This is a genomic window from Maribrevibacterium harenarium (genome assembly GCF_006385675.1).
GTDB classification, from domain to species: domain Bacteria; phylum Pseudomonadota; class Gammaproteobacteria; order Pseudomonadales; family Marinomonadaceae; genus Marinomonas; species Marinomonas harenarium.
Genome location: NZ_VFRR01000001.1, coordinates 68593 through 94386, shown reverse-complemented (window position 1 = coordinate 94386; position 25794 = coordinate 68593). Strand labels below are relative to the sequence as shown.

The following is a 25794-nucleotide window of genomic DNA, read 5'->3' as shown; positions in this document are numbered from 1 at the left end:
CTTAGATTGAACTAAAGCCTCGAATTAGGCTTCGATGATGCCGTAGATTTCGTCTTCTTTCATAATCAGCAACTCTTCACCGTTGATCTTAACGGTTTGACCTGAGTACTGGCCGAATAGAACGGTGTCACCAACCTTAACAGCTAGCTCGCGAACATCACCATTAGATTGAATACGACCAGTGCCCACGGCCAACACTTCACCCTGAGTAGGCTTTTCAGTCGCTGACCCTGGCAGAACGATACCAGACGCTGTAGTTGTTTCTTCTTCTTTACGGCGAACAACAACGCGATCGTGCAAAGGACGAATATTCATTGATCTATATCTCCAAAGTTAATCATTACCAGGACTCCCCTGGCCGGATTAGCCCCGCTGTAAAGCGGGATTCGTTATCGCCAACGTTTATGTGGTTGGCAAAATCTTTTTCAAGGGGCAGAAATCAGTTTTTATCAATTTTTTTTGCTTCTTCTGCATCTTTGGTGAATTCACCATCAAATACGTTGGTAGCATCGGCATTATCAAAACCGCCTTGGCGATGATGCCAGGCTGAGCGCATATTCATACGCTTAGTAAGAAAGTCTAAAGCTAGTGTTTGCGCCACCTGACGACGCAGAGGCGTAATCAGCAACACCGCTCCTAAACTATCGCTAACAAAGCCAGGTATAAGTAACATGAGTCCTGCCATCGCCAGCATAAAGCCCTCGGCAACTTCCGCAGCAGGCAACTCCCCCCGGCGCATTTTGTCTTGCGCCCGAAGCAACGTATCGAGCCCTTGGGTACGGATTATTGCCACTCCAACAATAGCAGTTAGAAAAACCAACCCCACCGTCGCTAGCGCACCAATTTCACCGCCAACGGCGATTAGCACGCTAAGCTCGATTACTGGCACCAAAATAAATAACAGCAATGCTAACCGCATAACGACCTTCTTCTCTTATAATTCCGAATATTGTTCAAAGGTGGGGGCTAAGCATGACATTTCAAGCACAGAAGGAGTTTGCGGAAGCTGTTTTAGCAATAATTGCCAATAGCAATGAGGGAGATCTACTTAGCTACGGCGAGGTGGCTCGACTCGCCCACTCCCCCAACCATGCGCGCCAAGTCGGCAAGATACTAGCAAAGCTCCCCAAAGACACAGCCATTCCGTGGTTTCGAGTCGTCAATAGCAAAAAACAAATTTCCTTTACCGAAGGGAGCGACAGCTACTGGCGACAACGAGAAAGTCTAGAACATGAAGGCTGGCGCATTGAAGGCAATCGAATACTTCCTATCAATCCGCCAGCTCGCTGAATTAGTCGCGGAAGTTATTAAACTGTACCGGTAATTCTAATTCCGAAGAGCGCACCAACTGCATTACTTGCTGCAGGTCATCCCGCTTCTTACCTGTGACTCGTAGCTGCTCACCTTGGATTTGGGCCTGAACCTTGATCTTGCTGTCTTTGATTAGCTTGACTAGCTTTTTGGCTTCAGCAGCGTCAATACCCTCTTTCAATTTGAGCTCTTGAGTCGCACGCAAATTGCTCTCTACAATTTTGCCCCGATCAAGACACTTCAAATCGATACCTCGATTTACCAACTTTTGACTGATCATGTCGACCATCTGCTTCAGCTGCATTTCCGCTTTGGCTTCCAACACAATGGCCTGCTTATCTTTAATCGTAAAACTGGCATCCACTCCCTTGAAATCGTAGCGGGTCACGATTTCTCGGTTTGCTTGGTCTACAGCATTTGTCACTTCGTGCCAATTCAGTTCGGACACGATATCAAATGATGGCATTGACGAATCCTCTCTAGTCATTAATCTAAAGGCGTTATCATAGCACGATTATGACTAGAGACACCCTCAAGTTGGAGACCTGAATGAACAAACATTGGCTAGTAATCGGATGCGGCGCATTAGGTATGCGCTGGGCTGCACGCCTGTTGGAGCAGGGACATCAGGTCACTTTATTACATCGTTACCAAACCCATCCAACAGAAATTAGTGTGGAGGACAGCAGCGGCATCAAGCAATCCTACCAGCCAAATTTTGCCACTTCAGCTAGCTTGACTTCCAAATTTGAGCAGGTACTTATCTGTACTAAAGCCTATGATGCACTTCCCGCTTTTTTAGATATAAAGTCACTCACGAGAAAATCTGCCGACATTGTGTGTCTATGCAATGGATTTGGTGCGCAACAGGAGTTAATTCCACACCTAAAAGAACACCAATCTTTATGGGCCGGAGTCACCAATGAAGGAACATTAAAAATCAATGACAGTAGCATCCGCTTGACCGGCGAAGGCGATACATTTATTGGCGTGCTTCATTCACCCACTAGCAGACCAAACCCCTTAGAAGACTTTCATTGCGCCAATATTGAGTGTCGATTATTAGAAAAGCTTGCAATAAATGCGGTAATCAATCCGTTAACCGCGATTTTTGGCGTAACCAATGGCGAGATACTCCAAACTCCTGTTCGGAATATTTTTGATGCTGCCGTAGCAGAAATTAAATCATGTTATCGCGACCAAGGCTTTCCGCACCACCCTATCACTAAGGAGCTTGATCTGGAAATGCTTGGCAATCGTATAGCCACAGTGGCACACATGACCGGACTAAATCATTCCTCTATGCTGCAAGACATCAGACTGAAACGCAAAACAGAGGTTGACTATATTTGCGGTTATTTTGCGAAGCAAGAGCAGATCGAATGCCCATTACAAGATCTGCTCTATGAAGCCATCAACAACCCGGCAGAACTAGAGTCCTACCAACGAAAGCTACTTAACTTTTTTTAGCCAAAGACACGGACCCAGGAGCCAACGTGACTTTCTTGTCTTTGTAAAGCGCACCTAGCGCCTTTTTGAATGTCGCCTTGCTAACACCAAAAGCGCGCTTTATGTCTTCTGGATTACTTTTATCGGTAATAGCCATGCTGCCACCGTTTTTTTCTAGATAAGCGACAATATCATCAAGAATATCAGTTACCTTCTGATAACCGGTTTGCTGCAGGCTTAAATCGATTTTACCATCTTCTCGGACTCGTTTGATAAAACCCTCTAGCTTCTGCCCTTTAAATACTCGATCAGGCACGTCAGCAAAAAATAACACACCCCAGAAACGCTGATCAACAATACATTTGAACCCTATATCTGTACGGTCGCCAATAATAAGCGACACCTGATCACCTGTTCGATAGGGCGGCTCCTCTCGATTCAGCAGCGCGTCTACTTTAGTTGTCGCTACAATGCGATTTGTTTCCACATCTAGGTAAACAAACAGCAAATGGGTTTCCCCAACACTTACCGTATTCTTCTGTTTGCTAAATGGCACCAAGAGATCTTTTGGCAACCCCCAATCGAAAAAGGCACCGACACTATTCACCGCAACAGCTTTGAGACCAGCAAACTGCCCAACCTGTACTTTTGGCGTTTCAGTCGTAGCGATCAATTGATCTTCTGAATCCAAATAAACAAAGACGTCTAACTGACCACCGATTTTGCAGCCTTTCGGTATGTAACGTTTTGGCAACAGAATTTGCCCAAGATTGCCCGCCTCCAAATATACGCCAAACTCTTTTTCACGAACGACTTCAAGAGTATTTATTTTACCAATTTGGCATTGCATAAATTTTTACCTTAGAACGCTGACAACAGCGTGAGTTGAAACCACTGTAAACTAGTCACCTGATTGCATACAGGTGTATAAGATTGCCTGCAGAGCGGAAACTCCCGTTTTTTCCATGAGCTGTATGTTACGCTCCGGAATTATGGAAGTGTCGCCAAAACGATCAATTGCATCACTCAACCCCGACTCACGCAGGATATGTAGCATCGGATAAGGCGAGCGATTAGTATAATTTTCTGCATCAGCAGGATCTGAGCCCGCAAAGCAATACTGGGGATGGAAGGTAGCAAGCTGATAGATACCTTCACAGCCTTGCTGAGACATTAGGGTTTCAGCATCATCCACAAAATCAAGATAATCATCAAAATGAGCACACAGCCCAGGATACACTAACAGCGTCGTCTCAGTTTCCTGATGCTCATCTAACCAAGCCACTTCATTCATAAGCTCTTGTAACGCAACCTGCTCGCTCTGAGAGCGCACGACCACAATCCGAACTGTGCCACGAACCACTTCTCGACGCGCAAACGGACAGATATTCATACCGATGATAAATTCTTCTATCCAACGATAGGTTTGAGCAATCACTTTTTCGTCTGTTAGCATCGGCCATGTCTCCGCAAATATGCGCGGAATTATAGCCCAGCCCCCAAAACAAAGCAGCACAATCCAACAGGTTATTCCGCTCCACTTGCTCACCCAACGGCAAAACCCAATAACTACCACTGCGTATCAAGGGCAGTCGTGATAAAATAGCGACTAATATTACTTGAAGAGCCCACTACATGAGTTTCTCGAACCTAGAGTTAGACTTTACCTTAGAACAAGCCCTGGCTGACATGGGCATCACTGCCGCAAAACCGATACAAGAAGCAGCAATCCCTCCCGCTTTGGAGGGATTGGACATCATAGCTTGCGCCCCTACAGGTACGGGCAAAACACTGGCTTTTGCTTTACCGGCGATTCAGCACATACTGGATCGGGACGAGCAAAGCACACTTTCACCTAAAGTATTAATTCTTGCCCCGAGTCGTGAATTGGCTCGCCAGACTCATCAACAAGTTCAACACCTTTTGAGCCACACTAGAATCCAGTTGCAACTTATTGTTGGGGGCACACCTTATGGCAACCAACAACAGCAACTTAGCGAGGTCTGCGATATCTTAGTTGCCACGCCGGGGCGCCTAGCCGAACTCAATGAAAGAGGTTGGCTGGATTTATCTGACACCAGCTTCTTAGTGATTGACGAGGCTGATCGCATGCTTGAGATGGGCTTCGCTGATGCCCTTACTAGCCTCGAGAAAGAACTGCCAGCGCACCAAACGTTGTTTTTTTCCGCCACGCTAGACAACCAGAAGCTAGGCAAATTTGGCCGCCAGTTTATTCGCGAAAATGCCGCCGTAATCGACTTGAGCGAGTCTCCTCGCGCTGTTAGTTCACTGGTCAGTCAAAAAGCAATACGAGTCGATGACGATGAGCACAAACTCAAAGTACTCAGTCACCTACTACAGCAAGAGTCCGTGAAGCAGGCTTTGGTATTTGTAAACAATCGCGACCACGTTGAAACTTGGGTAAATGCCATCCGTAAACTAAATATCCGTGCGCGTGGATTGCATGGAGAAATGAAGCAGAGTGATCGCACTGAGACCGTGAAGCAAATGCAAAAAGATCGCATTCAAGTCCTAGTAGCGACCGATGTCGCAGCACGGGGCATTAACTTGGTCGACATTAACACTGTGATCAATTTACGCTTGCCGCGTCGCGCCGACACCTATATCCATCGAGCCGGCCGTGCATCTAGAGAAGGTGAGCCCGGAAATTGTTTTAGCTTGGTGGACATTCACGACTTACCCATGATTGAAAAGATCCAGCGCTTTATGGGGAGTCCAATTAAATTTACCAAGATCACCGGACTTGAACCTAAAACAAAGGCCCGAGGCGGAAAAAAAGGGAAAAAGAAGAACTAAGCTAGGCAGGAAAGTAGCCACCTTGAGGATTCAAGGTGGCTACTAAATTAGTCAAATTTCAGAGTGTGTTGCTTGCGCTTTACTTTCGCCTCTAAATACTGACGGTTGTGCTGATTCACGTGCACCGCAGTTGGAACAATCTCAGACACTTCAATTCCATTTGCCACTAGCTGGGAAGCCTTATCTGGGTTATTGGTTAACAATCTAACCTGCTTTTCCCCCAATGCCAGCAACATTTGCGCCGCAATAGAAAAGTCACGCCCATCTTCCGGCAAATGCAACATTTCATTGGCTTCGTAGGTATCATAACCCTGATCTTGCAATGCGTAAGCCTCTAACTTGGCGTACAAGCCAATACCACGACCTTCTTGACGCAAATATAAAATGTATCCACCTTCCTCGTTGATCCGGTCGATCGCTTCTTCTAGCTGCTCACCACAATCACAACGGCCAGACCCAAAAACATCACCTGTTAGGCACTCAGAATGAAGCCGAACCAAAGGCACAGTAGCGGTCTTATTGGTTCCCGCCATATAAATACCAATGTGTTCTTTGCCACTATCATCTCCCGCAAAAGAGATGAATTCTGCCATCACCTCCCCCGCTCGCATCGGTATGACTACACGGCGTTTGACCGACAATGTGCTCATTTATAATCTTCTCTCGTTAACATGCTAAGTCTAAATGGGGCGCATTATAGCGACTTTCAATACCTATGTTTACGTACAATAGGTAAATTTCGGTCAAACTAAATTAAATGCTCCAATGGCAATGACGTTCGATCGACGATGCGACGCAGTAAGAAGCTAGAGTGCACGCCGGTAACACCCTCAATTCGAGTTAGCTTGCCGAGCAATAATTCTTGATAATGATCCATATCTTCAACCACGACCTCTAACAAATAGTCAGCGGATTGACCGGTTACCAAGCTGCAAGACTTCACCTGCGGCAGTGCCATAACCTCTCGCTCGAACACCTCGAATCGATCCGGCGTGTGGCGATCCATACTTATCTGGATAAAAGCTGTTAGCCTCAAGCCAAGCATATTTTGATTTAGCAGGGTGACCGAGCCACGGATAAGACCACTTTCCTCTAAGGCTTTTACACGACGCAAACAAGGAGAGGGAGACAACCCCACCTGATCTGCCAACTCCTGGTTAGTGACGCTAGAATCTTGCTGAAGCACAGCAAGAATACGCAAATCAATCTTATCTAGCTGCATTCGATTGGGCATTTTCACCTCAAAACAAACTTAAGTTGGCATATAATAGCTAAAAAATCGAAAAACCCTACACAAAACGCAATCTTTTTTCGTTTCACTTTAGGTATGATATGTGTAACTCGATGCTAACCGGCATCGCCACTGAACAAAGCGGCCATCCGCCGTAGAACAAAAAGGGATAAAACTCATGCAATCTTTTGACCACCGTAAATATCGCCCATTTGAACCCGTCTCAATTCCAGACCGCACATGGCCAGAGCAAACCATTACCAGCGCACCGATTTGGGCTAGCGTCGACCTTCGCGACGGCAACCAAGCTCTTGTTGAGCCAATGACAGTGGAACAAAAGAAAGAGTTCTTTAAGTTGTTGGTGGATGTGGGCTTTAAGGAGATCGAGGTAGGTTTTCCGGCTGCGTCACAGCTTGACTTTGATTTTGTGCGCTGGTTGATTGAAGAAAACCAAGTACCTGATGACGTCTACATTCAAGTTCTTACACAGGCTCGTCCAGAGTTGATTGCACGTACTTATGAGTCCTTGAAGGGAGCGAAAAAGGCGGTGGTTCACGTGTACAATTCGACTTCTAAAACCCAGCGTGAGCAGGTGTTCCGCTTAGATAAAGACGGCATTAAAGCAATCGCAGTGAATGGCGCTAAGTGTGTTATGGAGCATGCACACCAGCACCCCGAAACGGAATGGGTATTTCAATACTCGCCCGAAAGCTTCACTGGCACAGAAACCGACTTTGCAGTGGAAGTTTGTGATGCGGTGATTGACGTTTGGCAACCTTCACCAGAGAAAAAATGCATCATCAACCTACCTGCGACGGTTGAAGTAACCACTCCTAATCGTTTTGCAGACCAAATTGAATACTTCTGCCGTAACGTTAAACGCAGGGATAGCATTATTGTTAGCTTGCATACCCACAACGACCGAGGCTGTGGTGTTGCTGCCGCTGAACTTGGCTTGATGGCTGGCGCGGACCGCATCGAAGGCACCTTGCTTGGCAACGGCGAGCGTACTGGTAATATGGATGTGGTCACCATGGCAATGAACATGTACAGCCAAGGCGTTGATCCAAAACTCGCTTTAGGCGATATGGATCGAATTGTGAGTGTAGTTCAGTCTTGCACACAACTTCCGGTTCACCCACGTCACCCCTACGCTGGGGAGCTTGTGTTCACCGCATTTTCTGGGTCGCATCAAGATGCCATCAAGAAATGCTTGGCTAACCAGACAGACGACAAACCTTGGGATGTGGCTTACCTACCTATTGATCCTCGTGATGTTGGTCGTAGCTACCAAGAAGTTATCCGTGTTAACAGTCAATCGGGTAAAGGCGGTATGGCTTATGCCCTAGAACAAGAGTACGGCTTAGCACTACCACGTTGGCTACAAGTGGAGTTTAGCCCTATCGTGCAGAAGTTTGCGGAAGAAGACGGCGGCGTAGTCGAAGCAGCTGAAATGAAAGAACTATTTGAAAAGAGCTTTATGACCGCCAGCTTCCCTTACCGCCTAGGTAAGTATGAATTAAGTAAGGCTGATCGGGATTCGGTCACTGCCGAGCTAATCGGCACAGACGGTCCGGTGAAAGTTACCGGTACTGGCAATGGGGCCTTGTCTGCATTTAGTGCGGCTCTAGGTGAACAATTTGGCATCCGTGTCGACATCGTACAGTACCAAGAACACGCCTTGACGGTAGGCAGTGATGCTCAGGCCATCGCTTACGTACAAGCCAACATCGATGGGCAGCGCTTCAATGGCGTAGCGATCGACAGCGACATTGTTTCAGCATCCATTCAAGCGGTGCTTGCGACCGTCAATCAGTGCCTTGCCTCTAAGTAAGGTACTGACTGAACAAGGTCATTTGTAGACACAATCAACAAATGACCCTGCGCCGGGTTACCTCCCGGCGCTATTTCTTACGAACTTCAAAGATGTATTCCCCTTCACCACGTTGCTCTTGGCGTTCTAGAGTATGACCGAGGAATTGGCAAAATTTGGGGATATCCCTTGTGGTTGAAGGGTCCGTAGCAATAACCCTAATAAGGTCACCACTATTTGCTTTACGCACCGCTGCATGCAACATCATTACGGGCTCCGGACAATATAAGCCCTTCGTGTCTATCTCTATTGTCTCATCTGTCATAATTTTAAGCCCTCTAATCTTCAATCTTTCCGGTGCACCACGGCACCACTTCTTCCACCAAGTATTTCATGACCTCGACAGCACAATAACCTTCCCGTTTCAGGCCTTGAAAGTCATGATCCAAGCCAGACAACCATTTTAATGTAACAGATTCGGGCAGCTCCACCCCTGACAACCAGGACGGATCACCAAACTTATCACGATTACCTTGAAAGACCACACATGGTGTATTTCCTAACCCATTGAAATGATGCAGACGACTTTTTTCCGGCTTCCCTACTGGGTGAAATGGAAAACCCAACGCTATACAGCACTTAACCGGTATGCGGGCAGCAATCTCCAGCGCAATCCTCGCCCCCATTGACTTGCCGATTAAGACAACTTCCGCATTCTTGGGCAACTGAGCGATGACCTCATCCACCAGCGTTACCAGTTTTGGTGGAGGTCGACGCCTGCCATCAACCTCCATCTCCTTCATATAAGCTAACGTAATGGGAGTCACTTTCACTCCCAATGCTAAACTCAACTGGGTATTGAAGTTTTTCATAAATGGACTGGTATGACCGACTCCAGCCCCGTGTAAGGTAAAGACATAAATCATGAGTGGTAAAAACGTTGCTCTGTGACAAAGAATGCCCACATTCTACTCGGCAGCTTCATAGAAAAGAAATGTGAAAAGACTTAGAATGAGCCCGCTAGTCTGAGTTATCCAAGTGTAATTTTTTTCCTAAAGAATGTTATCTGCGATGGATTGCAATCTTTAAAAAAGAAATACACCAGGATGGCATTTTCAATAACAGGTCAATCACTCAACGTGGATTGTGGAAGAAACTATGAGCACAGCTTTTGATCACCCAACATACAACTACAGAGTGGTGCGTGCATTCACCATCATGACTGTGGTATGGGGAGTCGTCGGCATGTCACTAGGCGTATTAATTGCGTCTCAGTTGGTATGGCCAGACTTACTCGCTAACATCCCATATCTTCATTTTGGTCGTTTACGCCCACTGCACACTAACGCAGTAATCTTCGGCTTCGGTGGATCGGCACTTTTCGCCACCTCCTACTTCGTTGTTCAACGAACAACTCAAGCCCGATTATTTTCCGATGTACTTGCAAGCTTTACCTTCTGGGGTTGGCAGGCAATTATCGTCGCTGCTGCGATCACGCTACCTTTAGGTATCACTCAAGCGAAAGAATACGCTGAACTTGAATGGCCTATCGACGTTGCGATCACAGTGGTTTGGGTAGCCTATGCTGTCAACTTCTTTGGAACCATCTGGAAACGTAAGATGAAACACATCTACGTTGCGAACTGGTTCTATGGAGCTTTCATTATCACAGTTGCAGTATTGCACCTTGGTAACAGCGCAGTTATCCCTGCCGGCGCATTCAAGTCTTACTCTGTTTACTCAGGTGCGACTGACGCAATGGTTCAATGGTGGTACGGTCACAATGCGGTAGGCTTCTTCCTAACTGCAGGCTTCTTAGGGATGATGTACTACTTCGTACCTAAGCAAACTGGTAAGCCAGTATTCTCTTACCGCCTATCTATCGTGCACTTCTGGGCGCTGATCTCTATTTACATTTGGGCAGGTCCGCACCACCTTCACTACACTGCACTACCAGATTGGACTCAGAGTCTAGGTATGGTTATGTCTTTGATTCTACTTGCTCCATCTTGGGGTGGTATGATTAACGGTGTAATGACTTTGTCTGGCGCGTGGCACAAACTACGTACCGACCCAATCCTACGCTTCCTAGTTGTTTCATTGTCTTTCTACGGTATGTCTACCTTCGAAGGCCCAATGATGGCAATCAAAACTGTTAACGCCCTATCTCACTACACTGACTGGACAATCGGTCACGTACACGCTGGTGCTCTAGGTTGGGTTGCAATGGTAAGTATCGGCTCTGTTTATCACCTACTACCAGTGGTTCTAGGTCTTAAACCTGGCCAAATGCACTCTATCAAACTAATCAACGTTCATTTCTGGCTATCGACTATCGGTACTGTACTTTACATCGCTTCAATGTGGGTAAACGGTATTATGCAAGGCCTAATGTGGCGTGCATTTAACAGTGACGGCTCGCTAACTTACAGCTTCGTCGAAGCGGTAGATGCAAGTTACCCTGGCTGGACTGTTCGTGTAATCGGTGGTGCACTGTTTGTACTAGGTATGCTTCTAATGGCATACAACGTATACATGACTGTACGTTCTGCTAACGGCAAAGTCGCTTCACTACAAGCAGAAGCACAAGCAGCATAAGAGGATTGTAAGAGATGCGTCACGAAACAATTGAAAAGAATATGGGGTTAATGATCGTACTGATCGTCGTTGCGATAAGCTTCGGCGCATTGGTAGAGATTGTTCCTCTATTCTTCCAAAAATCTACTACCACTCCAGTAGCTAATTTACGCCCTCTAAATGCTCTTGAGCTTGAAGGTCGTGATATCTACATCCGTGAAGGCTGCGTTAGCTGTCACTCACAAATGGTTCGCCCATTCCGCTCTGAAACTGAACGTTATGGACCTTACAGCGTTGCTGGCGAGTCTGTTTATGACCACCCATTCCTATGGGGCTCTAAACGTACAGGGCCTGACTTGGCTCGTGTTGGCCAGCGCTACAGTGATGAATGGCATCGCGCCCACTTGTACAACCCACGTGATGTGGTTCCAGAATCAAACATGCCAGGATTCCCATGGTTGTTTGAGAACAAGCTAAGTGGCAATGACACTGCGGCGAAAATGGAAGCACTACGCATGGTGGGCGTACCATTCACTGATGAAGCAATTGCCGGCGCCAAAGATGAAGTTCGTGGCAAGCGTGAAATTGATGCGCTTGTTGCTTACCTACAACAACTTGGCACTGTAATTGAACGATAAGGCCTAGACATGGATATAAATACGCTTCGCAGCATTGCTACCCCACTTGCTTTTATAGCTCTAGTAGCGATTGCAATATGGACCTTTAGCAAAAGTAAAAAGAAAGACTTCGATGAAGCTGCCAACTTACCTTTTGCAGAAGACGATGACGCGAAACGCGATCCATCTGTGGAGAAAAACAAATGAATGAATTGAGTACTTTCTGGAGTGTGTGGATCAGTGTGATTTCACTCGGCTCCATAATCGGATGTTACTTGTTGCTATCAGGGGTTCGCAAAGGTCAAACAGTTCACACTGAAACCAGCGAAACCATGGGACATAGCTTCGATGGCATCGAAGAATACGATAATCCTCTACCACGTTGGTGGTACTGGAAGTTCGTGCTAACCGTTCTATTTGGTTTGGGCTATCTAGCTCTGTACCCAGGTCTAGGCAACTACCAAGGCTTGCTAGGATGGACACAAACCGGTGCGTATGACCGTGAGGTCGCTAAAGCAGAAGCCGAGTTCGGCCCAATGTTTGCTAAATTTGCACAAACACCAATCGAAGAGCTTGCTCAAAACGACCAAGCCATGCGTATCGGTCAGCGTCTATTTGCAAACAACTGTGCGGTATGTCACGGTTCTGCAGCGACAGGTGGCTACGGCTTCCCTAACTTAACTGACAATGATTGGTTGTATGGCGGCGATGCGGCTGCAATCAAACAAACCATTCTTAACGGTCGTATTGCTGCTATGCCTGCATGGGGTGCCGTGTTGGGTGAAGAAGGCATCCATCAAGCTGCCCAGTACGTACTAAGCCTAAGTGGCCGCGAGACTGACAAAGCAGCAGCAGAGGTAGGTAAAGGTCTTTACAATACCAACTGTATCGCTTGTCACGGCCCTGAAGCTAAAGGTAATTACATGTTTGGCGCTCCAAACCTTACTGACAACATCTGGTTGTACGGTGGTTCTGAGCAACAAATCATGCAAACCCTACGCAATGGCCGCGCAGGTCAGATGCCAGCTTGGAATGCCATTTTAGGTGAAGACAAGTCTCACATTGTTGCGGCTTACGTTTACAGCCTATCAAATCAATAATACTGATTTATATCAAAAAGGGTGTGACACACTGTCACACCCTTTTTTTTGCTCTTCAATATAATATTAGCCTAAGTTAATAAAGCTTAATCAGACCTGTTAAGGAAGGCTGTATATGAGTGAGCAAATCCCCCTAAAAAATGAAACTCCAGATGTGGTCGAGTTCGACCTCTATCAAAAACGCAAAAAGATCTATACACGCTCGATAAAAGGCACATTCAATAGCCTTAGAACCTACACCCTTTGGGTGCTAATGCTTGGTTACTTTCTGACGCCATGGGTTAATTTTGGCGAACGTCAGGGGGTGTTGTTTGACTTGCCAGCACGTCAATTTCATATCTTTGGACTCACGTTCTTTCCCCAGGATTTCTTCCTTTTAGCCTGGATTCTCATTATCGCCGCATTCGGACTCTTCTTCGTTACGACTTTGTTCGGTCGGGTGTGGTGTGGCTACACGTGCCCCCAGACTGTTTGGACTATGATCTTTATGTGGATCGAAGAAAAAACAGAAGGTGGTCGCAATCAACGTATGAAGCTCGACAAAGAACCCATGAGTGCAAGCAAATTCCGTAAGAAGTTTGCCAAGCATGGTCTTTGGGTGCTGTTCGCTTGGTTAACTGGCATCACCTTTGTCGGCTACTTTGCCCCGATTCGTGAACTGTTGATCGACTTTTTCACTTTCAACGCTCACCCTTGGGCTTATTTCTGGGTAGGCGTGTTTACTGTGGCGACTTATCTATTTGCCGGTTGGATGCGTGAGCAAGTATGTACCTACATGTGTCCGTATGCACGCTTTCAGTCTGTTATGTTTGATACCAATACATTGGTTATTTCCTATGACGCCAAGCGGGGGGAATCTCGCGGTGCTCGTAAACGCAACGCTGATCCTAAAGAGCTAGGCCTTGGTGATTGCATCGACTGTAATATGTGTGTGCACGTATGCCCTGCTGGAATAGATATCAGGGATGGCTTGCAATACCAGTGTATTGGTTGCGCCCTATGTGTAGACGCATGTGATTCCGTAATGGATAAGATGGGCTATGAGAAAGGCTTAGTAAGCTACACCACAGAGAATCGCCTCGAAGGGCAGAAATCATCTATTTTACGCCCCAAAGTTATTGGCTATGGCATTGCCATGATCCTAGTCATGATTGGCTTCACAACAGTAATGGGAGGAAGGGAACCTTTAGGTTTGGATGTACTCAGAGACAGGAACCGCCTGTATAATGAGACCCCAAGTGGTATGATAGAAAATATTTATACCATAAAGGTCATTAATATGGATCAGAGCGCTCACGATTTTGAAATTAACGTCGAGGGCTTGGAACCCATGACCCTGATTGGTCGCACACAGGTGAATGTTGCCGCGGGTGAGGTGCGCTCTGTGCCCTTCTCGGTACAAGTGCCACCCACTGCGCTATCAGAGCAGAAAAATAAGATTTTCTTCTCAGTGAAATCTACTGACCCAGACTATGAAGCCAGCAAAGTAACAGAAAGCCGCTTTATAGGCCCGGTTGGTAACTAATGAAAATGCTGCCCTAGGGATCTAGGGCAGCTCTCAATTTAGATAGGAGTAGACCTTGTCAGTAGTTGCTTCAAAGCCTTGGTATCGTCATTTTTGGCCTTGGTTTATCATCGCTGTCCCATTCACGTCGATGGTGCTAGGCGTAACCATGATTTATCTGGCACTAAATTCTTCCAATGATCTAGTTAAAGAAGATTATTACAAAGAGGGCTTAGCAATTAACGTAGAGCTAGGCAAACGCCAAGTCGCGAAAGAAATGGATATTCAGGCGGTACTGACTGTTGACGAACTGACTGGAGAATTACTACTGAAGACAGAGAACACCAATGCTGATAGCATTTCTTTAGTATTTACTCACGCTGCTTATTCTGACAAGGATTTCAATCTTGACGCCGTTAGAGTGAGTCCTGGAGAGTATCGCGCGCACCTTGAGCGCCCATTGTCAGAAATCTGGAATGTATACCTCGAATCCTCGGAAGGTTGGCAAATGTCAGGTCGAATTAATGCCAACATTACCCAGCGTCTGAATTTCAATCTATGAGTAGCTGTTTCCATTGCGGAGACCCAATCCCCTCAAATCTCACCATTGAATCGACAATTAATGGTGAGCAGAGAGGGTTTTGTTGTCACGGCTGCCAAGCCATCGCTGAGTACATCGAAGACGCCAATCTATGCCGCTATTACGAACGCCGCGAAGTAGAGAACATTAATTCAGCCCAAAGCCGAATTGATACCGACAAAATATTTGCGCTGCTAGACAACCAAGACATCTACAATCGTTACGTTTTTCAAGAGGACAATAGGCACCATATTCAGCTATCTGTTGAAGGCATTACTTGCTCGGCCTGTGCTTGGTTAATCGAGAAGCATCTATCGAGCTTGGAAGGCGTTGTACACGTAGGAGTAAACGTCTCGTCCTCAGTTGCGTCGATTGAATGGCTGCCGGACCAAATTTCCATTAAAGATGTTGCCTTTGCCTTAAAACGCATTGGCTACGCTTCTCTACCTTACCTACCGGGTGAGCGAGCAAATTCACTCAAACAAGAGAAGAAACGCGCTATTATTCAGCTCGGTATTGCGGGCGTTGGTATGATGCAAGTGATGATGAGCGCGGTAGCAATGTACGCGGGCGATATCCAAGGAATGGAAGACATATACCGCAACCTATTACGCTGGACTAGCTTTTTCTTCGCCACTCCCGTTGTATTCTATTCGGCTAGCAGCTTCTTTAAGGGCGCGTGGCGCGACCTAAAAACCCGTCACTTTACTATGGACCTTCCGGTTTCCATCGGCATCGGACTGGCTTACTTCTCATCTGTGTATGCCTTGCTTACAAATGGCGGTCATGTTTACTTTGACTCAGTGACAATGTTTACGTTCTTTTTGCTATTAGGGCGCTTCCTAGAAACCTTAGCTCGCAACAAAGAATTTAATGATGGTGAAGATAACGCACTTCAAGCAACAGAAAGAAAGTCGAAGAACGGCTGGGAAATCACGTCAGTATCTTCTTTAATTGTGGGCGATATTATTCGCGTTAAACCAGGCGAGACCTTTCCGGTTGACGGCTACTTGTTAAATAGCGCAACTCAAGTAGACGAGTCTTCACTTACTGGAGAGTATCTACCAGTAGTTCGCAATCCCGGTGACGCGATCAGCGCGCAAACTGTCAATGTGGATCAGCAGGTGGAACTTGCGGTAACAGCAGCCGGTGCCAATACGAGAGCGGCCGCAATCACACGTATAACCGAACGGGCGATTGCCGAGAAGCCCAAAGTCGCTATCATTGCTGATGCTGTGGCCCATTATTTTGTTATTGGTGTTTTAGTCACCGCCGCACTTACCTATTTAGGCTGGTCTTACGTAGGTAATGACAATGCCTATTGGATCATGGTCAGTGTACTCGTTGTAACTTGCCCCTGTGCTTTGTCACTTGCAACCCCTGTTGCCTTGACCAGTGCAACAAACTATTTGAGGCAGGTAGGTTTGTTAGTCACCCGCGGCCATACGCTGGAATCACTCTCCGCAACAAATCACGTCGTATTTGACAAGACAGGGACACTCACCCAAGGCAGTTTTTCGATTACACAGATAGATGTGTTAGCCTCTTCTCTTAGCGAGGATCAAGTGCTTACCATTGCAGCCAGCCTTGAACAACATTCGACCCACCCAATAGCCAAGGTGTTCAAGCAGTTTACAGCAATGCCGGTCAACGACCTACGCAACATCATTGGTAAAGGTGTCAGCGGTACCATAGATGAACAGCTGTACTTCTTGGGCAACAAGCAACTTGCAGAAGAAGCCGTTGGACATACTCTTTCTTCAAATGTGGCGCAAGGTCTCGTACTTTATTTATGTACACACCAAGAGTGTGTTGCCCGGTTTCATCTCACAGATCAAGTACGTAAGGAAACTGAAAAAACGCTAAAGTCACTGCGGAATCTTGGCATCCGTGTCTCTTTATTGACCGGCGATACGATTGGGTCAACAAAATCTACCTTCCCCTTAGAGTGGTTCGATGATGTTGAAGCGAGCGTTTCACCAGAAGGCAAATGGGAATGGCTTAAGCAAAATAGCAAATCCCACGTGGTTATGGTTGGCGATGGCCTCAATGATGTACCAGCTTTAGCTGGCTCAACGACTTCTATTGCCATGGGCAGCAGCTCCGATTTAGCTAAGACTCACTCTGATGCAATTCTGCTAAACTCAAATATTGCTTTGATCCACAAGGCTATTTTAAAGGCAAAAAAATGCTCTCGTATTATTAAGCAGAATTTGTCATGGGCCCTCGCCTACAACTTGATCATGTTACCGGCAGCCGTAGCTGGCTTCGTTCCACCATGGGCGGCAGCGATTGGCATGGCATTGAGCAGTTTATTGGTTGTTGTTAACGCCACACGATTATCACGAGACAATTAAATGGAAAGCTTATTTATCCTGGTGCCTCTAGCCACCCTATTCGTCATTGTCGCCGTCTCGATATTTATTTGGGCAGTGCGCAGGGACCAGTTTGAGGACCTTAATCACGAGGGCGAGCGTATTCTTTTTGAAGAGGATGATGAGGAATTTAATTCTTCTAAGAAGAGTAAGCGCTAGTGTTAGATAGTCATGTTACAGCGTTTCTCATCGGCTTGGCTGGTGCAGGACATTGCTTAGGCATGTGCGGTGGTATTTCTTCATTGGTTGCTCTGGGTACAAATGCCAAGTTGCTTTACCTCGCGTTGTATAATGTCGGTAGGATTTTATCCTACGCTGTTGTCGCCGGCTTGTTAGCTTGGCTGATCAATATCGGCCAAGAATCCATCTATATTGATGTCATGACGCCACTACGCACTTTGTCCGGCGTTATTCTGATACTCACTGGATTATATTTGCTGAACATCACCCACCTCATTATCCATGTGGAAAAATCTGGTAAATGGCTGTGGAGTTTACTTGCTCCCTTGGCAAAAAAAATGCTTCCAATTAACAGCCCTTCAAAATCTTTCATTGCTGGGCTTATCTGGGGTTGGCTCCCCTGTGGTTTAGTTTACTCCACTGTTCTTTGGTCATTGGGCGCTGCTACTCATGGAGCGCTCTCATCCGCTACCTTACTCGTTGCCTTTGGCATTGGCACCCTACCCGCTATGTTACTCACCGGCGTCGCCGCCAAGGAATTTAAATCACTTTGGCAACGTTACCGAGTCAATTATGCATTTGGTATGTTATTGATCATCTACGGCTGCTGGAGCATTCCCCTTATCCAAAATCAAATCTCGCCTCTATTCCATTAGAGATAAGTTTTGATATATGTCACTAAGCACAAAATTGAGGAGAGTAAACTCCGCTATTAGAAAATCTAATAGGATACCACGATGATTTGGGACTCTGCTTTAATTCAAAAATACAATCTTTCCGGCCCGCGTTACACGTCGTATCCAACGGCCCCTCAGTTTTCTACTAGCGTTAGTAAAATCAATTTGATTGACCGTATGTTAGCAGAGTCAAAGCAACCTCTGAGCTTGTATTTCCACGTACCCTTTTGCGCTCATCTTTGTTACTACTGCGCCTGCAACAAAATTGTCACCAAACAATACGACAAAGGTACTGAGTACGTTGAGTTGCTAGGCGAAGAAATGCGTTTGCGAAGCCTAATGGTTGACCAAACTCGTCCAGTCAATCAGCTGCATTTTGGCGGCGGCACTCCTACTTTCCTAAGTGAAGACAACTTAACAACCCTATTTAACGGGATAAAACAATATTTCAACTTAGTTCAGGATGGCTCACAGGACTACAGTATCGAGATTGATCCTCGAGAAGTAAGCCGTAGCAAAATCGAATTACTCGCACAACTTGGTTTTAATCGTGTCAGTCTAGGCATTCAAGACTTTGATGAGGAAGTGCAAAAAGCCATCCACCGCACCCAAAGCGTTGAACTTGTGGAAACCGTTGTGGCAGATATACGCGCTGTCGGCATCAACTCCATCAATTTCGATCTAATTTACGGCTTGCCGAAGCAAAGCCTAGAGGGCTTCGACCAAACACTAGAGACGGTACTGGCATTGAGCCCAGACCGGATTTCGGTATTTAATTACGCTCATTTACCGCAACGTTTTATGCCCCAACGTCGCATATTAGATGAAGATTTACCAAGTCCTGAGCTCAAACTCGCAATTTTGAAACATACTATTGAGAAGCTTACTGACAGAGGCTACGTCTATATCGGCATGGATCACTTTGCTAAACCCAATGACCCACTGACTATTGCTCAACAGGAAGGTAAGTTACAACGTAACTTCCAAGGGTACACCACTAACGCCGATACAGATTTGATTGGTTTCGGTGTTTCCAGTATCAGTCAATTGGACGGCGTTTATATCCAAAACCACACGGATTTATCGCTCTACCAAAACAGTATTGAGAACGGTCAGCTCGCTATCATGAAGGGCTATATCAGCAACGCTGACGACCGCATTCGTCATCGGGTGATAATGAAGTTGTTGTGCGATTTTGAGTTGCATACCAAAGAGGTTGAACTATCCTTTGGTATAAGTTTCCGTGATTATTTCGCGGAAGAGCTAGACAGACTAAAGTCATTAGTAGACGATGGCGTAGTAGCGATTGTAGAAGAAGACGAAGATCTCACCATTCGCATTACGGAAGTTGGACGGTTACTTGTCAGGGCGGCCTGCATGGTATTTGACCGTTATCTTGGCGAAAATGCCACTTATTCTAAAGTTATATAATTACCCGATCGAGCTCAGGGAGAGTTTTATGCCTATTTCTCATGCCAACAACCGCTTCAACAGCAAGCTCACTTCGCAATGCCAAAATTGCAGTTTGAGCGCATTGTGCTTACCTATTGCACTGGCGGATGAAGACGTAAATCGTCTAGACCAAATTATTGAGCGGAAACGCCCCCTCAAGAAGGGCGAACTACTATTTCATCAAGGCCAAGAATTTGACTCTGTCTATGCGGTACGTACTGGCACACTGAAAACCTATAACATTACCAACTCTGGCGAAGAGCAGATCACTGGCTTTTACTGCCCCAGTGAGCTTGTTGGCCTAAGTGGCATTGACAATAATCGCTATCCGGTCTCTGCAAAGGCACTTGAAACAACTACAGTATGTGAGATTCCATTCTCTCACTTAGAACAGTTGTCTTCACAAATTCCATCGCTGAAGCATCAGTTATTCAAGCTAATGAGCCGTAAGATCTGTGATGATCAACAAATGATGGTGTTGCTTGGCAAGAAAAATGCTGATGAGAAAGTGGCCTCTTTCTTAATGAACTTGTCCCATCGCTTTAAAAAGCGGGGCTACTCTGCGACCGCATTTCGTTTAGCGATGTCACGGGGAGAAATTGGCAACTACTTGGGCTTAGCGGTAGAAACAGTAAGTCGCGTCATGACGCGTTTCCAAAAGAGTGGCCTAATCGACGTAGATGGTAAAGAAATTGCCATCGTAGATCTTGAGGAGATGCAAAAGCTCGTCGGCATCGCTGACGAATGTGATAAAATCGAAGCGGTAAGTTAATTCTAGATTAAGGTTTTATATGCTTTACGATGACTTTTACGTCAAGTCGCTAATTCGCACTGTGGATGATTGGCCCAAACCTGGTATCAGCTTTCGCGATATCACTCCTATTTTCACCAATCCGAAAGGCATGAGAATGGTGGTGGATGCCTACGTTCATCGATACATCGACAGTGACATTACTCACATTGCTTGTATTGACGCACGTGGTTTCTTAATTGCATCAGTATTAGCTTATGAGCTTCGTAAACCTCTAGTGTTAATCCGTAAAAAGGGCAAGTTACCTGGCGAGACCATTTCTCAAAAGTACGACTTGGAATACGGTAGCGCTGAGCTGGAAATTCAGGTGGATTCCGTTAAGCCCGGAGACAATGTACTTCTGTTTGATGATCTAATTGCCACAGGTGGTACCTTGGTCGCTGCAATCAGTCTACTACAAAGCCAAGGTGCGACTGTTAAAGAAACGGCCGCTATCATTGACCTACCGGACCTAGGCGGTAGCAATAGAATACAGTCGTTAGATATTCCTGTATTTGCTCTCGCCGCTTACGAAGGGGAATAAGCACCTCGATTCACTTTTAGGGTGTAGAATACGTAAAAAGGCCGCTAAGCGGCCTTTTTCATGTCTAACAGACAAATAACTCAGGATTAGAACGTCGCAACAACACCTAACGCAACTTCACTATTCATTTCAGCTACATCTTCAAAAGAAGTGAACTTGACCCCGGTTTGACCATAGCGCACGAACACTCGGGCGTTTCTTAGGGTACGATACTCACCGCGGATTTCGCCTTGGTATAGGTAATCCACATTAGTAAAAGACAACACTTCTGGTGCATAGTAGGCTGACGCATATAGACTAAAGCGGTTAGCTTTTGGGAAGGTGTATCGGTAGAAACCGCCTAATGCAACCGCAAACCCTTCATCATCGTCAGAATACTCACCATCTACGACGATAAGACGGCCAGCTAAGCCTATTTGTAGCGGATAATCTTTGCTGGTTTCAGTATCTTCGATATGGGCGCCAATGTAGCCGTAGCGACCATCATCAGTGTGATACATAGCACCGGTATCCAAAAAGTAAGTTTTACGGTCGATGCTCACATCCACCTTAACCGATTGATTCGATAACGAACCATCAAAGGTTGATGCTTGTGCAGAAATTGCCCCTGCACCAATTACCACTGCTAGCAGTTTCTTGACTTGCATAAAGCTTGGATCCCTCTTTAAATAGATATAACGTTTAACTTCTTCAGTGCGTCTTCGGGTTGCTTCAAATCCGCGAAATTAAATAGATTCGTGTCGGCCAGATGGGATGGAACCACATTTTGCATCGCAGTAAACATGGTGTCTAAACGGCCCGGATGCTGCTTATCCCAACTTTGTAGCATCTCTTTCACAACTTGACGCTGTAAGTTTTCCTGAGATCCACAGAGATTACAAGGAATGATTGGGAAAGACTTGAGTAAAGCATAGGCCTCGATATCCTTTTCTTTGCAATATGCCAATGGACGAATCACCACATGCTTCTGATCATCACTTAGTAGCTTGGGCGGCATTGACTTAAGTTTTCCGCCGAAGAACATATTTAGAAACAGGGTTTCCAAGATATCGTCCCTATGATGCCCTAATGCGATTTTAGTAGCGCCAATCTCTTCGGCAAAACCATATAGAGAGCCACGACGTAAACGTGAGCACAGGCCACAAGTGGTTTTTCCTTCCGGCACTAACTCTTTAACGATGCTATAAGTATCTTTTTCCAAAATGTAGTGTTCAACACCTACCTGGGCGAGGTATTCCGGCAATACATGCTCGGGAAAGTCGGGTTGTTTCTGGTCTAAATTCACAGCCACAAGCTCAAATTGAATTGGCGCGCTGCGTTGTAAATTCATCAGAATATCTAACATGGTGTAAGAATCTTTGCCACCGGACAAACACACCATGATTTTGTCGCCATCTTCAATCATATTGAAATCAGCAATCGCTTGACCGGTCATACGACGTAGCCGTTTCTGTAGCTTATTGAGCTCTAATTTTTCTTTAGGATTGTTATCGAGATCCATGGGTATCCACCAAAAAATAAACGGGGCTATATTACTATATAGCCCCGTTTATCGCACTAACGCAGAAGGGAAGTATTGAGCAGATTGATTACGCAGATTGCTCGCGAGTGACTTGTACAACGTCAACGATTACCCAAGCAGCAGCCACAGCCAGAATTGCGGGCACCATAGCAGGCGCAACACTTCCAACGAAACCAGCAACACCACCTAAAGCAAAACCCGCGATCAATTTAGTAACCCACATACCTAGCTCCAATACTACGATTAAAAATTGATCTGCATCATACATGAACTTTGATTCAAATCAAGATAGAAATGTAAGGGGTTGTTTGCATTGATTACATAAGTACTTTTGTCGTCGCAATTGCACATTATTGTGACGCCGCGTACTCAACTGATGCACCCGACAGCCACACTGATAGGCATATTGTTTTACCGCAACGCCAATATCGAAGTCATGGGTTCGCCGTGGAGCTAGGCCAAATACCTTAGACATAATATATTGCCATTCGCGACCATGGGGACGAATTTTCGCTCCATGTAATTGATAGGCAATTAGGTGGGCAGCCTCGTGGGGAATCACTTCCCCTAGAAAAGCACGTATATTATGGCGACACAAAGCCATATTTAGACGAATCTCGTTGCGCTGCAAATAAGCTACCCCAGCCGCCCGACCGCGTTGTTTGAAGTTAATGCTAGGTTCAAGGAAACTTCTTTGGAAGTGAACTTCAGCCAAACTCAGGCAACGTTTTAGGTTGACTTCGGCCAGCTGTTGCAGCTGCTCATCTGAATAGCTAGTCATGATGCAACAAGTCCTCTACTCCATGCTGCAATAACACCTCCTTTGATACGCCTGTCAGCCGTGAGACTGCGGCAATACTGGCTGGTTTAGCCTCATGTATCTGATGGAGCTGTGTTTCACTGAAGCCAAGCCCACTATTGTATCGTGTGGCCCATTGATAGACTTTCTGCCAACTGGACTGCAACCAATGCTCAATCTGCTCTCCTGATAGGGGGCGATAGAGATAGTCTTCCTGCAATACGACCCGTTGCTCACTTTTGAAAATCGCGCGCGATGTGGGCGTTAGCGCCAGCTGTAAAGGCCAACAGCTAAGGATTTCTATCCCACCTATAGCAATAAGCTTACGAATTAAACTTTTCCACTGGTTGGCGCTTAGCTCTCTTCCCACCCCAAAAAGACGATGTTGCTGCAACCCTAACTCGATGACAGACTTAGTAGATTTTCCTATCAGTACATCAATCATGGTCTGAAAATTTACCAAACCACGGGTAGCATGGATCAACGTCAATATTTTTTGCGCTGAAACTGAAGCATCGTGACTGGTTGCCTGATTGCGACAGCGGTCACAATGTCCACACGGTGCTGACGAAGACGAAGCAAATTCTCCTGCTAGCGCTTGCTGACGGCATTCTTTGCTCTCTAAATAACGCAACATAGCAAAGAACGCATCTTCTCCCTCTCCTTGCTCGGCCACGAAACGTAGGCCCTTGAGAACGTCCTGTAGACCATAAAACAAAATCGCCTCTGCAGCCTGCCCACGACGACCTGCTCGACCGATTTCCTGTACATACTGCTCGAGACTGAGTGGCAAATCCATGTGCACAACATAATCCACGTGCTGAATGTCTAAACCCATTCCATAGGCAACTGTGGCGATCAACACCTTGATGTCACCATTTTCAAATTGGTGGTGAATACGGTTTCTATCCTCATCCGTCAGCCCCGCATGATAGCAGCCAGCCACTAGATGATGCTCTTGCAAAAACGCTGCCAGCTGCTCACTTTGCCGGCGTCCTCGGCAATACACTATGCCCGCCTTCTGCGCCATTTCACGCATCAAGAAGCCGAGTAACTGATGTTTCCCGTTTTGCTTTTGTGAGATACGCAGTCGGAGGTTGTCTCGGGTTACACTGGCGCGAACAACTTCAGGATCGTTTAGCTTTAGGATATGTTGTAATCGCGTAATGGCTTGGTCACCGAGACTTCCCGAAAGCGCGACCATAGGCGTAGCTGGAAAACGCTGCTTCAGCTGTCCCAACAAGGCATACTCTGGTCGGAATTGCTGCCCCCAACTAAGCACACAATGGGCTTCATCTACGGCCAACACACTTATTACGAGATCATCTAACAGACCCATGACAGAAGGCTGCAGCAGTTTCTCAGGCGACAAGTACAGAATATCAACCTGTTGCTGCCTCAAGCGCCAAAACAGGTCATTCTGTTCGGCACCGTTTAGCTGAGAATTGAGGAACTCCGCCCGAATACCCGACTGCTTCAGCCTTTCTACCTGTTGCGACATTAAGGAAATCAGAGGACTTACGACAACACCAACCCCTTCTCGGGCCAAAGCGCACACTTGGTATATAACAGACTTACCAGAGCCAGTGGGTAGCATAGCAATCAGGTCCTGACCACCAAGCAAACAGTCAACGCATTTGCGTTGTTCCCCAATAAATTCGCTGTAACCCAGCTTGTGTAGAGCAGTGTAGGATGCATTCATGGGGCACATTATCTAATAGTTATCTTGCTTCTTCATGGTTTTTTTTGCCGCATCTGTTTAAACTCTGCATCACGCAAATAAAGGGTACGCACAATGAAACACCAACCGTTGGATGATCTTGAATTAGACTTTCTCGAAACCTTCCTCGATTCCGATCAGGTACATGAAGACTGCCAAAACTTCGTTATGGCGCACGGTTTTTTAACCGCACTTGCTATCGCCCCACATTCTCCGACACCAGAACAATGGCTGCCAATTGTATTCGAAGAAACACCAAAATTTCAGGATACTAAGGAGCAAGAACGAGTAGAAGCCCTGCTTAAACGCTTGGCCGTTGATATTCAAATCGAGCTTGAATCGGAAGATGAATTTCTCGTGCCCTGCGACATGGAAATTGGTAATTATGGGGAAGAGCTAACTGAACTCCAAGAGTGGGCAACTGGCTTTATGGAAGGTGTCTTTCTGACAGACATTCAATGGTTCGAGCATGAACAGGAAGAACTGATAGCTCAACTTTTATTACCGATTATGGTTGCCTCAGATTTGTTTGACGACGAAGAAGTGGTTCAGATTCGCCAAGAGACGAAAACAACTCAATCCTGCATCGAACAAATCCCCCACGTACTGACTGATTTATTCCTAACGCTGAGAACCGAGCCGGAAAAGAAGGCAAAGCCTGTGACACGTAAACCGGCCCAGAATAAAGGAAAAAACAACCAGAAGAAGAAAAAGCGCTAATCTAGGCCGAGAAAAG

31 protein-coding genes are annotated in these 25794 nt (G+C 46.2%); 17 read left to right on the top strand and 14 right to left on the bottom strand.

The annotated features are described in order from the left end of the window. Window positions 1–24: 24 nt before the first annotated feature. Window positions 25–315, bottom strand: a complete 291-nt coding sequence (locus tag FJM67_RS00530; protein ID WP_140586645.1) for a co-chaperone GroES — start codon at window positions 313–315, stop codon at window positions 25–27. Between the two features lie 124 nt (window positions 316–439). Next, window positions 440–919: an FxsA family protein gene (locus FJM67_RS00525; protein ID WP_140586643.1), complete on the bottom strand. Its 480-nt coding sequence runs from the start codon at window positions 917–919 to the stop codon at window positions 440–442. A gap of 53 nt (window positions 920–972) precedes the next feature. On the opposite strand from FJM67_RS00525, the gene FJM67_RS00520 reads away from it, so the two are divergent. Continuing rightward, window positions 973–1290 (top strand): MGMT family protein, encoded by a 318-nt coding sequence (locus FJM67_RS00520; protein WP_140586641.1) that lies wholly within the window; start codon window positions 973–975, stop codon window positions 1288–1290. 1 nt (window position 1291) lies between these two features. Here FJM67_RS00520 and FJM67_RS00515 read toward each other — a convergent pair whose 3' ends face one another. Further along, entirely contained in the window at window positions 1292–1777 is a 486-nt protein-coding gene (locus tag FJM67_RS00515; protein ID WP_140586639.1) for a YajQ family cyclic di-GMP-binding protein, read from the bottom strand. Between the two features lie 83 nt (window positions 1778–1860). Between FJM67_RS00515 and FJM67_RS00510 the strand changes: the two genes are divergently transcribed. Next, on the top strand, window positions 1861–2781 hold the full coding sequence (locus FJM67_RS00510; RefSeq protein ID WP_140586637.1) for a ketopantoate reductase family protein: 921 nt from the start codon (window positions 1861–1863) through the stop codon (window positions 2779–2781). Here FJM67_RS00510 and FJM67_RS00505 read toward each other — a convergent pair. Next, window positions 2768–3610 (bottom strand): CvfB family protein, encoded by an 843-nt coding sequence (locus FJM67_RS00505; protein WP_140586635.1) that lies wholly within the window; start codon window positions 3608–3610, stop codon window positions 2768–2770. The two genes, FJM67_RS00510 and FJM67_RS00505, sit on opposite strands and share 14 nt — an antisense overlap. 51 nt (window positions 3611–3661) lie before the next feature. Then, entirely contained in the window at window positions 3662–4216 is a 555-nt protein-coding gene (locus tag FJM67_RS00500; protein WP_140586633.1) for a DUF1415 domain-containing protein, read from the bottom strand. A 179-nt stretch (window positions 4217–4395) separates the two neighbouring features. On the opposite strand from FJM67_RS00500, the gene FJM67_RS00495 reads away from it, so the two are divergent. After that, on the top strand, window positions 4396–5577 hold the full coding sequence (locus FJM67_RS00495) for a DEAD/DEAH box helicase (protein WP_140586631.1): 1182 nt from the start codon (window positions 4396–4398) through the stop codon (window positions 5575–5577). A 47-nt stretch (window positions 5578–5624) separates the two neighbouring features. Here the strand turns inward: FJM67_RS00495 and ribA are convergent, their stop codons facing one another. Beyond that, a complete protein-coding gene (ribA, locus tag FJM67_RS00490) occupies window positions 5625–6227 on the bottom strand; it encodes a GTP cyclohydrolase II (RefSeq protein WP_140586629.1) in 603 nt (200 codons plus the stop codon). Between the two features lie 98 nt (window positions 6228–6325). Then, window positions 6326–6799 (bottom strand): Lrp/AsnC family transcriptional regulator, encoded by a 474-nt coding sequence (locus FJM67_RS00485; RefSeq protein WP_140586866.1) that lies wholly within the window; start codon window positions 6797–6799, stop codon window positions 6326–6328. A gap of 187 nt (window positions 6800–6986) precedes the next feature. Between FJM67_RS00485 and leuA the strand changes: the two genes are divergently transcribed. Beyond that, on the top strand, window positions 6987–8642 hold the full coding sequence (gene leuA / locus FJM67_RS00480; RefSeq protein ID WP_140586627.1) for a 2-isopropylmalate synthase: 1656 nt from the start codon (window positions 6987–6989) through the stop codon (window positions 8640–8642). 70 nt (window positions 8643–8712) lie between these two features. Here the strand turns inward: leuA and tusA are convergent, their stop codons facing one another. Both tusA and FJM67_RS00470 read right to left on the bottom strand, forming a co-directional pair. Continuing rightward, window positions 8713–8946 carry a sulfurtransferase TusA gene (gene tusA, locus FJM67_RS00475; protein ID WP_140586626.1) on the bottom strand — a complete coding sequence of 78 codons (234 nt, stop codon included), beginning with the start codon at window positions 8944–8946 and terminating at the stop codon, window positions 8713–8715. Window positions 8947–8959: 13 nt separating this feature from the next. After that, complete coding sequence (locus FJM67_RS00470; RefSeq protein ID WP_328591917.1) at window positions 8960–9547, bottom strand: alpha/beta family hydrolase; 588 nt, start codon at window positions 9545–9547, stop codon at window positions 8960–8962. A 232-nt stretch (window positions 9548–9779) separates the two neighbouring features. On the opposite strand from FJM67_RS00470, the gene ccoN reads away from it, so the two are divergent. The 12 genes from ccoN (at window position 9780) to FJM67_RS00410 (ending at window position 21017) form a co-directional block, all read left to right on the top strand. Next, complete coding sequence (gene ccoN / locus FJM67_RS00465) at window positions 9780–11219, top strand: cytochrome-c oxidase, cbb3-type subunit I (RefSeq protein WP_140586622.1); 1440 nt, start codon at window positions 9780–9782, stop codon at window positions 11217–11219. Window positions 11220–11233: 14 nt separating this feature from the next. After that, window positions 11234–11836, top strand: a complete 603-nt coding sequence (gene ccoO, locus FJM67_RS00460) for a cytochrome-c oxidase, cbb3-type subunit II (protein WP_140586620.1) — start codon at window positions 11234–11236, stop codon at window positions 11834–11836. Window positions 11837–11845: 9 nt separating this feature from the next. After that, a complete protein-coding gene (locus tag FJM67_RS00455) occupies window positions 11846–12022 on the top strand; it encodes a cbb3-type cytochrome oxidase subunit 3 (RefSeq protein ID WP_140586618.1) in 177 nt (58 codons plus the stop codon). After that, window positions 12019–12915 carry a cytochrome-c oxidase, cbb3-type subunit III gene (gene ccoP / locus FJM67_RS00450; RefSeq protein ID WP_219845844.1) on the top strand — a complete coding sequence of 299 codons (897 nt, stop codon included), beginning with the start codon at window positions 12019–12021 and terminating at the stop codon, window positions 12913–12915. The genes FJM67_RS00455 and ccoP overlap by 4 nt, the downstream gene beginning before the upstream one ends. Window positions 12916–13030: 115 nt before the next feature. Further along, entirely contained in the window at window positions 13031–14440 is a 1410-nt protein-coding gene (gene ccoG / locus FJM67_RS00445; RefSeq protein WP_140586616.1) for a cytochrome c oxidase accessory protein CcoG, read from the top strand. Window positions 14441–14495: 55 nt separating this feature from the next. After that, a complete protein-coding gene (locus FJM67_RS00440; RefSeq protein WP_140586615.1) occupies window positions 14496–14981 on the top strand; it encodes a FixH family protein in 486 nt (161 codons plus the stop codon). Continuing rightward, window positions 14978–17356: a heavy metal translocating P-type ATPase gene (locus FJM67_RS00435; RefSeq protein WP_140586613.1), complete on the top strand. Its 2379-nt coding sequence runs from the start codon at window positions 14978–14980 to the stop codon at window positions 17354–17356. Before FJM67_RS00440 ends, FJM67_RS00435 begins: the two co-directional genes overlap by 4 nt. Beyond that, window positions 17357–17533, top strand: coding sequence for a cbb3-type cytochrome oxidase assembly protein CcoS (ccoS, locus tag FJM67_RS00430; protein WP_140586611.1), 177 nt, complete (start codon window positions 17357–17359; stop codon window positions 17531–17533). Beyond that, a complete protein-coding gene (locus tag FJM67_RS00425) occupies window positions 17533–18210 on the top strand; it encodes a sulfite exporter TauE/SafE family protein (RefSeq protein ID WP_140586609.1) in 678 nt (225 codons plus the stop codon). Before ccoS ends, FJM67_RS00425 begins: the two co-directional genes overlap by 1 nt. A gap of 81 nt (window positions 18211–18291) precedes the next feature. Beyond that, window positions 18292–19662, top strand: coding sequence for an oxygen-independent coproporphyrinogen III oxidase (hemN, locus tag FJM67_RS00420; protein WP_140586608.1), 1371 nt, complete (start codon window positions 18292–18294; stop codon window positions 19660–19662). A 28-nt stretch (window positions 19663–19690) separates the two neighbouring features. Beyond that, window positions 19691–20455 (top strand): fumarate/nitrate reduction transcriptional regulator Fnr, encoded by a 765-nt coding sequence (gene fnr / locus FJM67_RS00415; RefSeq protein ID WP_140586606.1) that lies wholly within the window; start codon window positions 19691–19693, stop codon window positions 20453–20455. Between the two features lie 19 nt (window positions 20456–20474). Next, a complete protein-coding gene (locus tag FJM67_RS00410; RefSeq protein ID WP_140586604.1) occupies window positions 20475–21017 on the top strand; it encodes an adenine phosphoribosyltransferase in 543 nt (180 codons plus the stop codon). Between the two features lie 86 nt (window positions 21018–21103). Here the strand turns inward: FJM67_RS00410 and FJM67_RS00405 are convergent, their stop codons facing one another. The 5 genes from FJM67_RS00405 to FJM67_RS00390 all read right to left on the bottom strand — a co-directional run bounded on the left by FJM67_RS00405 (window position 21104) and on the right by FJM67_RS00390 (window position 25040). After that, a complete protein-coding gene (locus FJM67_RS00405; RefSeq protein ID WP_140586602.1) occupies window positions 21104–21664 on the bottom strand; it encodes a YfaZ family outer membrane protein in 561 nt (186 codons plus the stop codon). 17 nt (window positions 21665–21681) lie between these two features. Next, a complete protein-coding gene (gene ttcA, locus FJM67_RS00400) occupies window positions 21682–22518 on the bottom strand; it encodes a tRNA 2-thiocytidine(32) synthetase TtcA (RefSeq protein WP_140586600.1) in 837 nt (278 codons plus the stop codon). An 88-nt stretch (window positions 22519–22606) separates the two neighbouring features. Beyond that, window positions 22607–22762: a hypothetical protein gene (locus tag FJM67_RS17455; protein WP_181161392.1), complete on the bottom strand. Its 156-nt coding sequence runs from the start codon at window positions 22760–22762 to the stop codon at window positions 22607–22609. 60 nt (window positions 22763–22822) lie between these two features. Next, window positions 22823–23320, bottom strand: coding sequence for a SprT family zinc-dependent metalloprotease (locus FJM67_RS00395; RefSeq protein WP_140586598.1), 498 nt, complete (start codon window positions 23318–23320; stop codon window positions 22823–22825). Further along, entirely contained in the window at window positions 23313–25040 is a 1728-nt protein-coding gene (locus FJM67_RS00390) for a RecQ family ATP-dependent DNA helicase (protein WP_181161391.1), read from the bottom strand. Before FJM67_RS00390 ends, FJM67_RS00395 begins: the two co-directional genes overlap by 8 nt. Window positions 25041–25133: 93 nt before the next feature. Between FJM67_RS00390 and FJM67_RS00385 the strand changes: the two genes are divergently transcribed. Continuing rightward, a complete protein-coding gene (locus tag FJM67_RS00385; protein WP_140586594.1) occupies window positions 25134–25778 on the top strand; it encodes a YecA/YgfB family protein in 645 nt (214 codons plus the stop codon). The last annotated feature ends 16 nt before the right edge of the window (window positions 25779–25794 follow it).

Bases quoted from the DNA above. Each gene is read 5' to 3' on its own strand.
- FJM67_RS00410 (WP_140586604.1), top strand. From the start codon at position 20,475: ATGCTTTACGATGACTTTTACGTCAAGTCGCTAATTCGCACTGTGGAT.
- FJM67_RS00500 (WP_140586633.1), bottom strand. From the start codon at position 4,216: ATGCTAACAGACGAAAAAGTGATTGCTCAAACCTATCGTTGGATAGAA.
- FJM67_RS00395 (WP_140586598.1), bottom strand. From the start codon at position 23,320: ATGACTAGCTATTCAGATGAGCAGCTGCAACAGCTGGCCGAAGTCAAC.
- hemN (WP_140586608.1), top strand. From the start codon at position 18,292: ATGATTTGGGACTCTGCTTTAATTCAAAAATACAATCTTTCCGGCCCG.
- ccoN (WP_140586622.1), top strand. From the start codon at position 9,780: ATGAGCACAGCTTTTGATCACCCAACATACAACTACAGAGTGGTGCGT.
- FJM67_RS00530 (WP_140586645.1), bottom strand. From the start codon at position 315: ATGAATATTCGTCCTTTGCACGATCGCGTTGTTGTTCGCCGTAAAGAA.
- FJM67_RS00525 (WP_140586643.1), bottom strand. From the start codon at position 919: ATGCGGTTAGCATTGCTGTTATTTATTTTGGTGCCAGTAATCGAGCTT.
- FJM67_RS00495 (WP_140586631.1), top strand. From the start codon at position 4,396: ATGAGTTTCTCGAACCTAGAGTTAGACTTTACCTTAGAACAAGCCCTG.
- fnr (WP_140586606.1), top strand. From the start codon at position 19,691: ATGCCTATTTCTCATGCCAACAACCGCTTCAACAGCAAGCTCACTTCG.
- ccoO (WP_140586620.1), top strand. From the start codon at position 11,234: ATGCGTCACGAAACAATTGAAAAGAATATGGGGTTAATGATCGTACTG.
- FJM67_RS17455 (WP_181161392.1), bottom strand. From the start codon at position 22,762: ATGTGGGTTACTAAATTGATCGCGGGTTTTGCTTTAGGTGGTGTTGCT.
- FJM67_RS00515 (WP_140586639.1), bottom strand. From the start codon at position 1,777: ATGCCATCATTTGATATCGTGTCCGAACTGAATTGGCACGAAGTGACA.
- leuA (WP_140586627.1), top strand. From the start codon at position 6,987: ATGCAATCTTTTGACCACCGTAAATATCGCCCATTTGAACCCGTCTCA.
- FJM67_RS00485 (WP_140586866.1), bottom strand. From the start codon at position 6,799: ATGCAGCTAGATAAGATTGATTTGCGTATTCTTGCTGTGCTTCAGCAA.
- FJM67_RS00390 (WP_181161391.1), bottom strand. From the start codon at position 25,040: ATGAATGCATCCTACACTGCTCTACACAAGCTGGGTTACAGCGAATTT.
- FJM67_RS00520 (WP_140586641.1), top strand. From the start codon at position 973: ATGACATTTCAAGCACAGAAGGAGTTTGCGGAAGCTGTTTTAGCAATA.
- tusA (WP_140586626.1), bottom strand. From the start codon at position 8,946: ATGACAGATGAGACAATAGAGATAGACACGAAGGGCTTATATTGTCCG.
- FJM67_RS00385 (WP_140586594.1), top strand. From the start codon at position 25,134: ATGAAACACCAACCGTTGGATGATCTTGAATTAGACTTTCTCGAAACC.
- ttcA (WP_140586600.1), bottom strand. From the start codon at position 22,518: ATGGATCTCGATAACAATCCTAAAGAAAAATTAGAGCTCAATAAGCTA.
- FJM67_RS00405 (WP_140586602.1), bottom strand. From the start codon at position 21,664: ATGCAAGTCAAGAAACTGCTAGCAGTGGTAATTGGTGCAGGGGCAATT.
- ccoP (WP_219845844.1), top strand. From the start codon at position 12,019: ATGAATGAATTGAGTACTTTCTGGAGTGTGTGGATCAGTGTGATTTCA.
- ccoS (WP_140586611.1), top strand. From the start codon at position 17,357: ATGGAAAGCTTATTTATCCTGGTGCCTCTAGCCACCCTATTCGTCATT.
- FJM67_RS00505 (WP_140586635.1), bottom strand. From the start codon at position 3,610: ATGCAATGCCAAATTGGTAAAATAAATACTCTTGAAGTCGTTCGTGAA.
- ccoG (WP_140586616.1), top strand. From the start codon at position 13,031: ATGAGTGAGCAAATCCCCCTAAAAAATGAAACTCCAGATGTGGTCGAG.
- FJM67_RS00470 (WP_328591917.1), bottom strand. From the start codon at position 9,547: ATGATTTATGTCTTTACCTTACACGGGGCTGGAGTCGGTCATACCAGT.
- FJM67_RS00435 (WP_140586613.1), top strand. From the start codon at position 14,978: ATGAGTAGCTGTTTCCATTGCGGAGACCCAATCCCCTCAAATCTCACC.
- ribA (WP_140586629.1), bottom strand. From the start codon at position 6,227: ATGAGCACATTGTCGGTCAAACGCCGTGTAGTCATACCGATGCGAGCG.
- FJM67_RS00510 (WP_140586637.1), top strand. From the start codon at position 1,861: ATGAACAAACATTGGCTAGTAATCGGATGCGGCGCATTAGGTATGCGC.
- FJM67_RS00455 (WP_140586618.1), top strand. From the start codon at position 11,846: ATGGATATAAATACGCTTCGCAGCATTGCTACCCCACTTGCTTTTATA.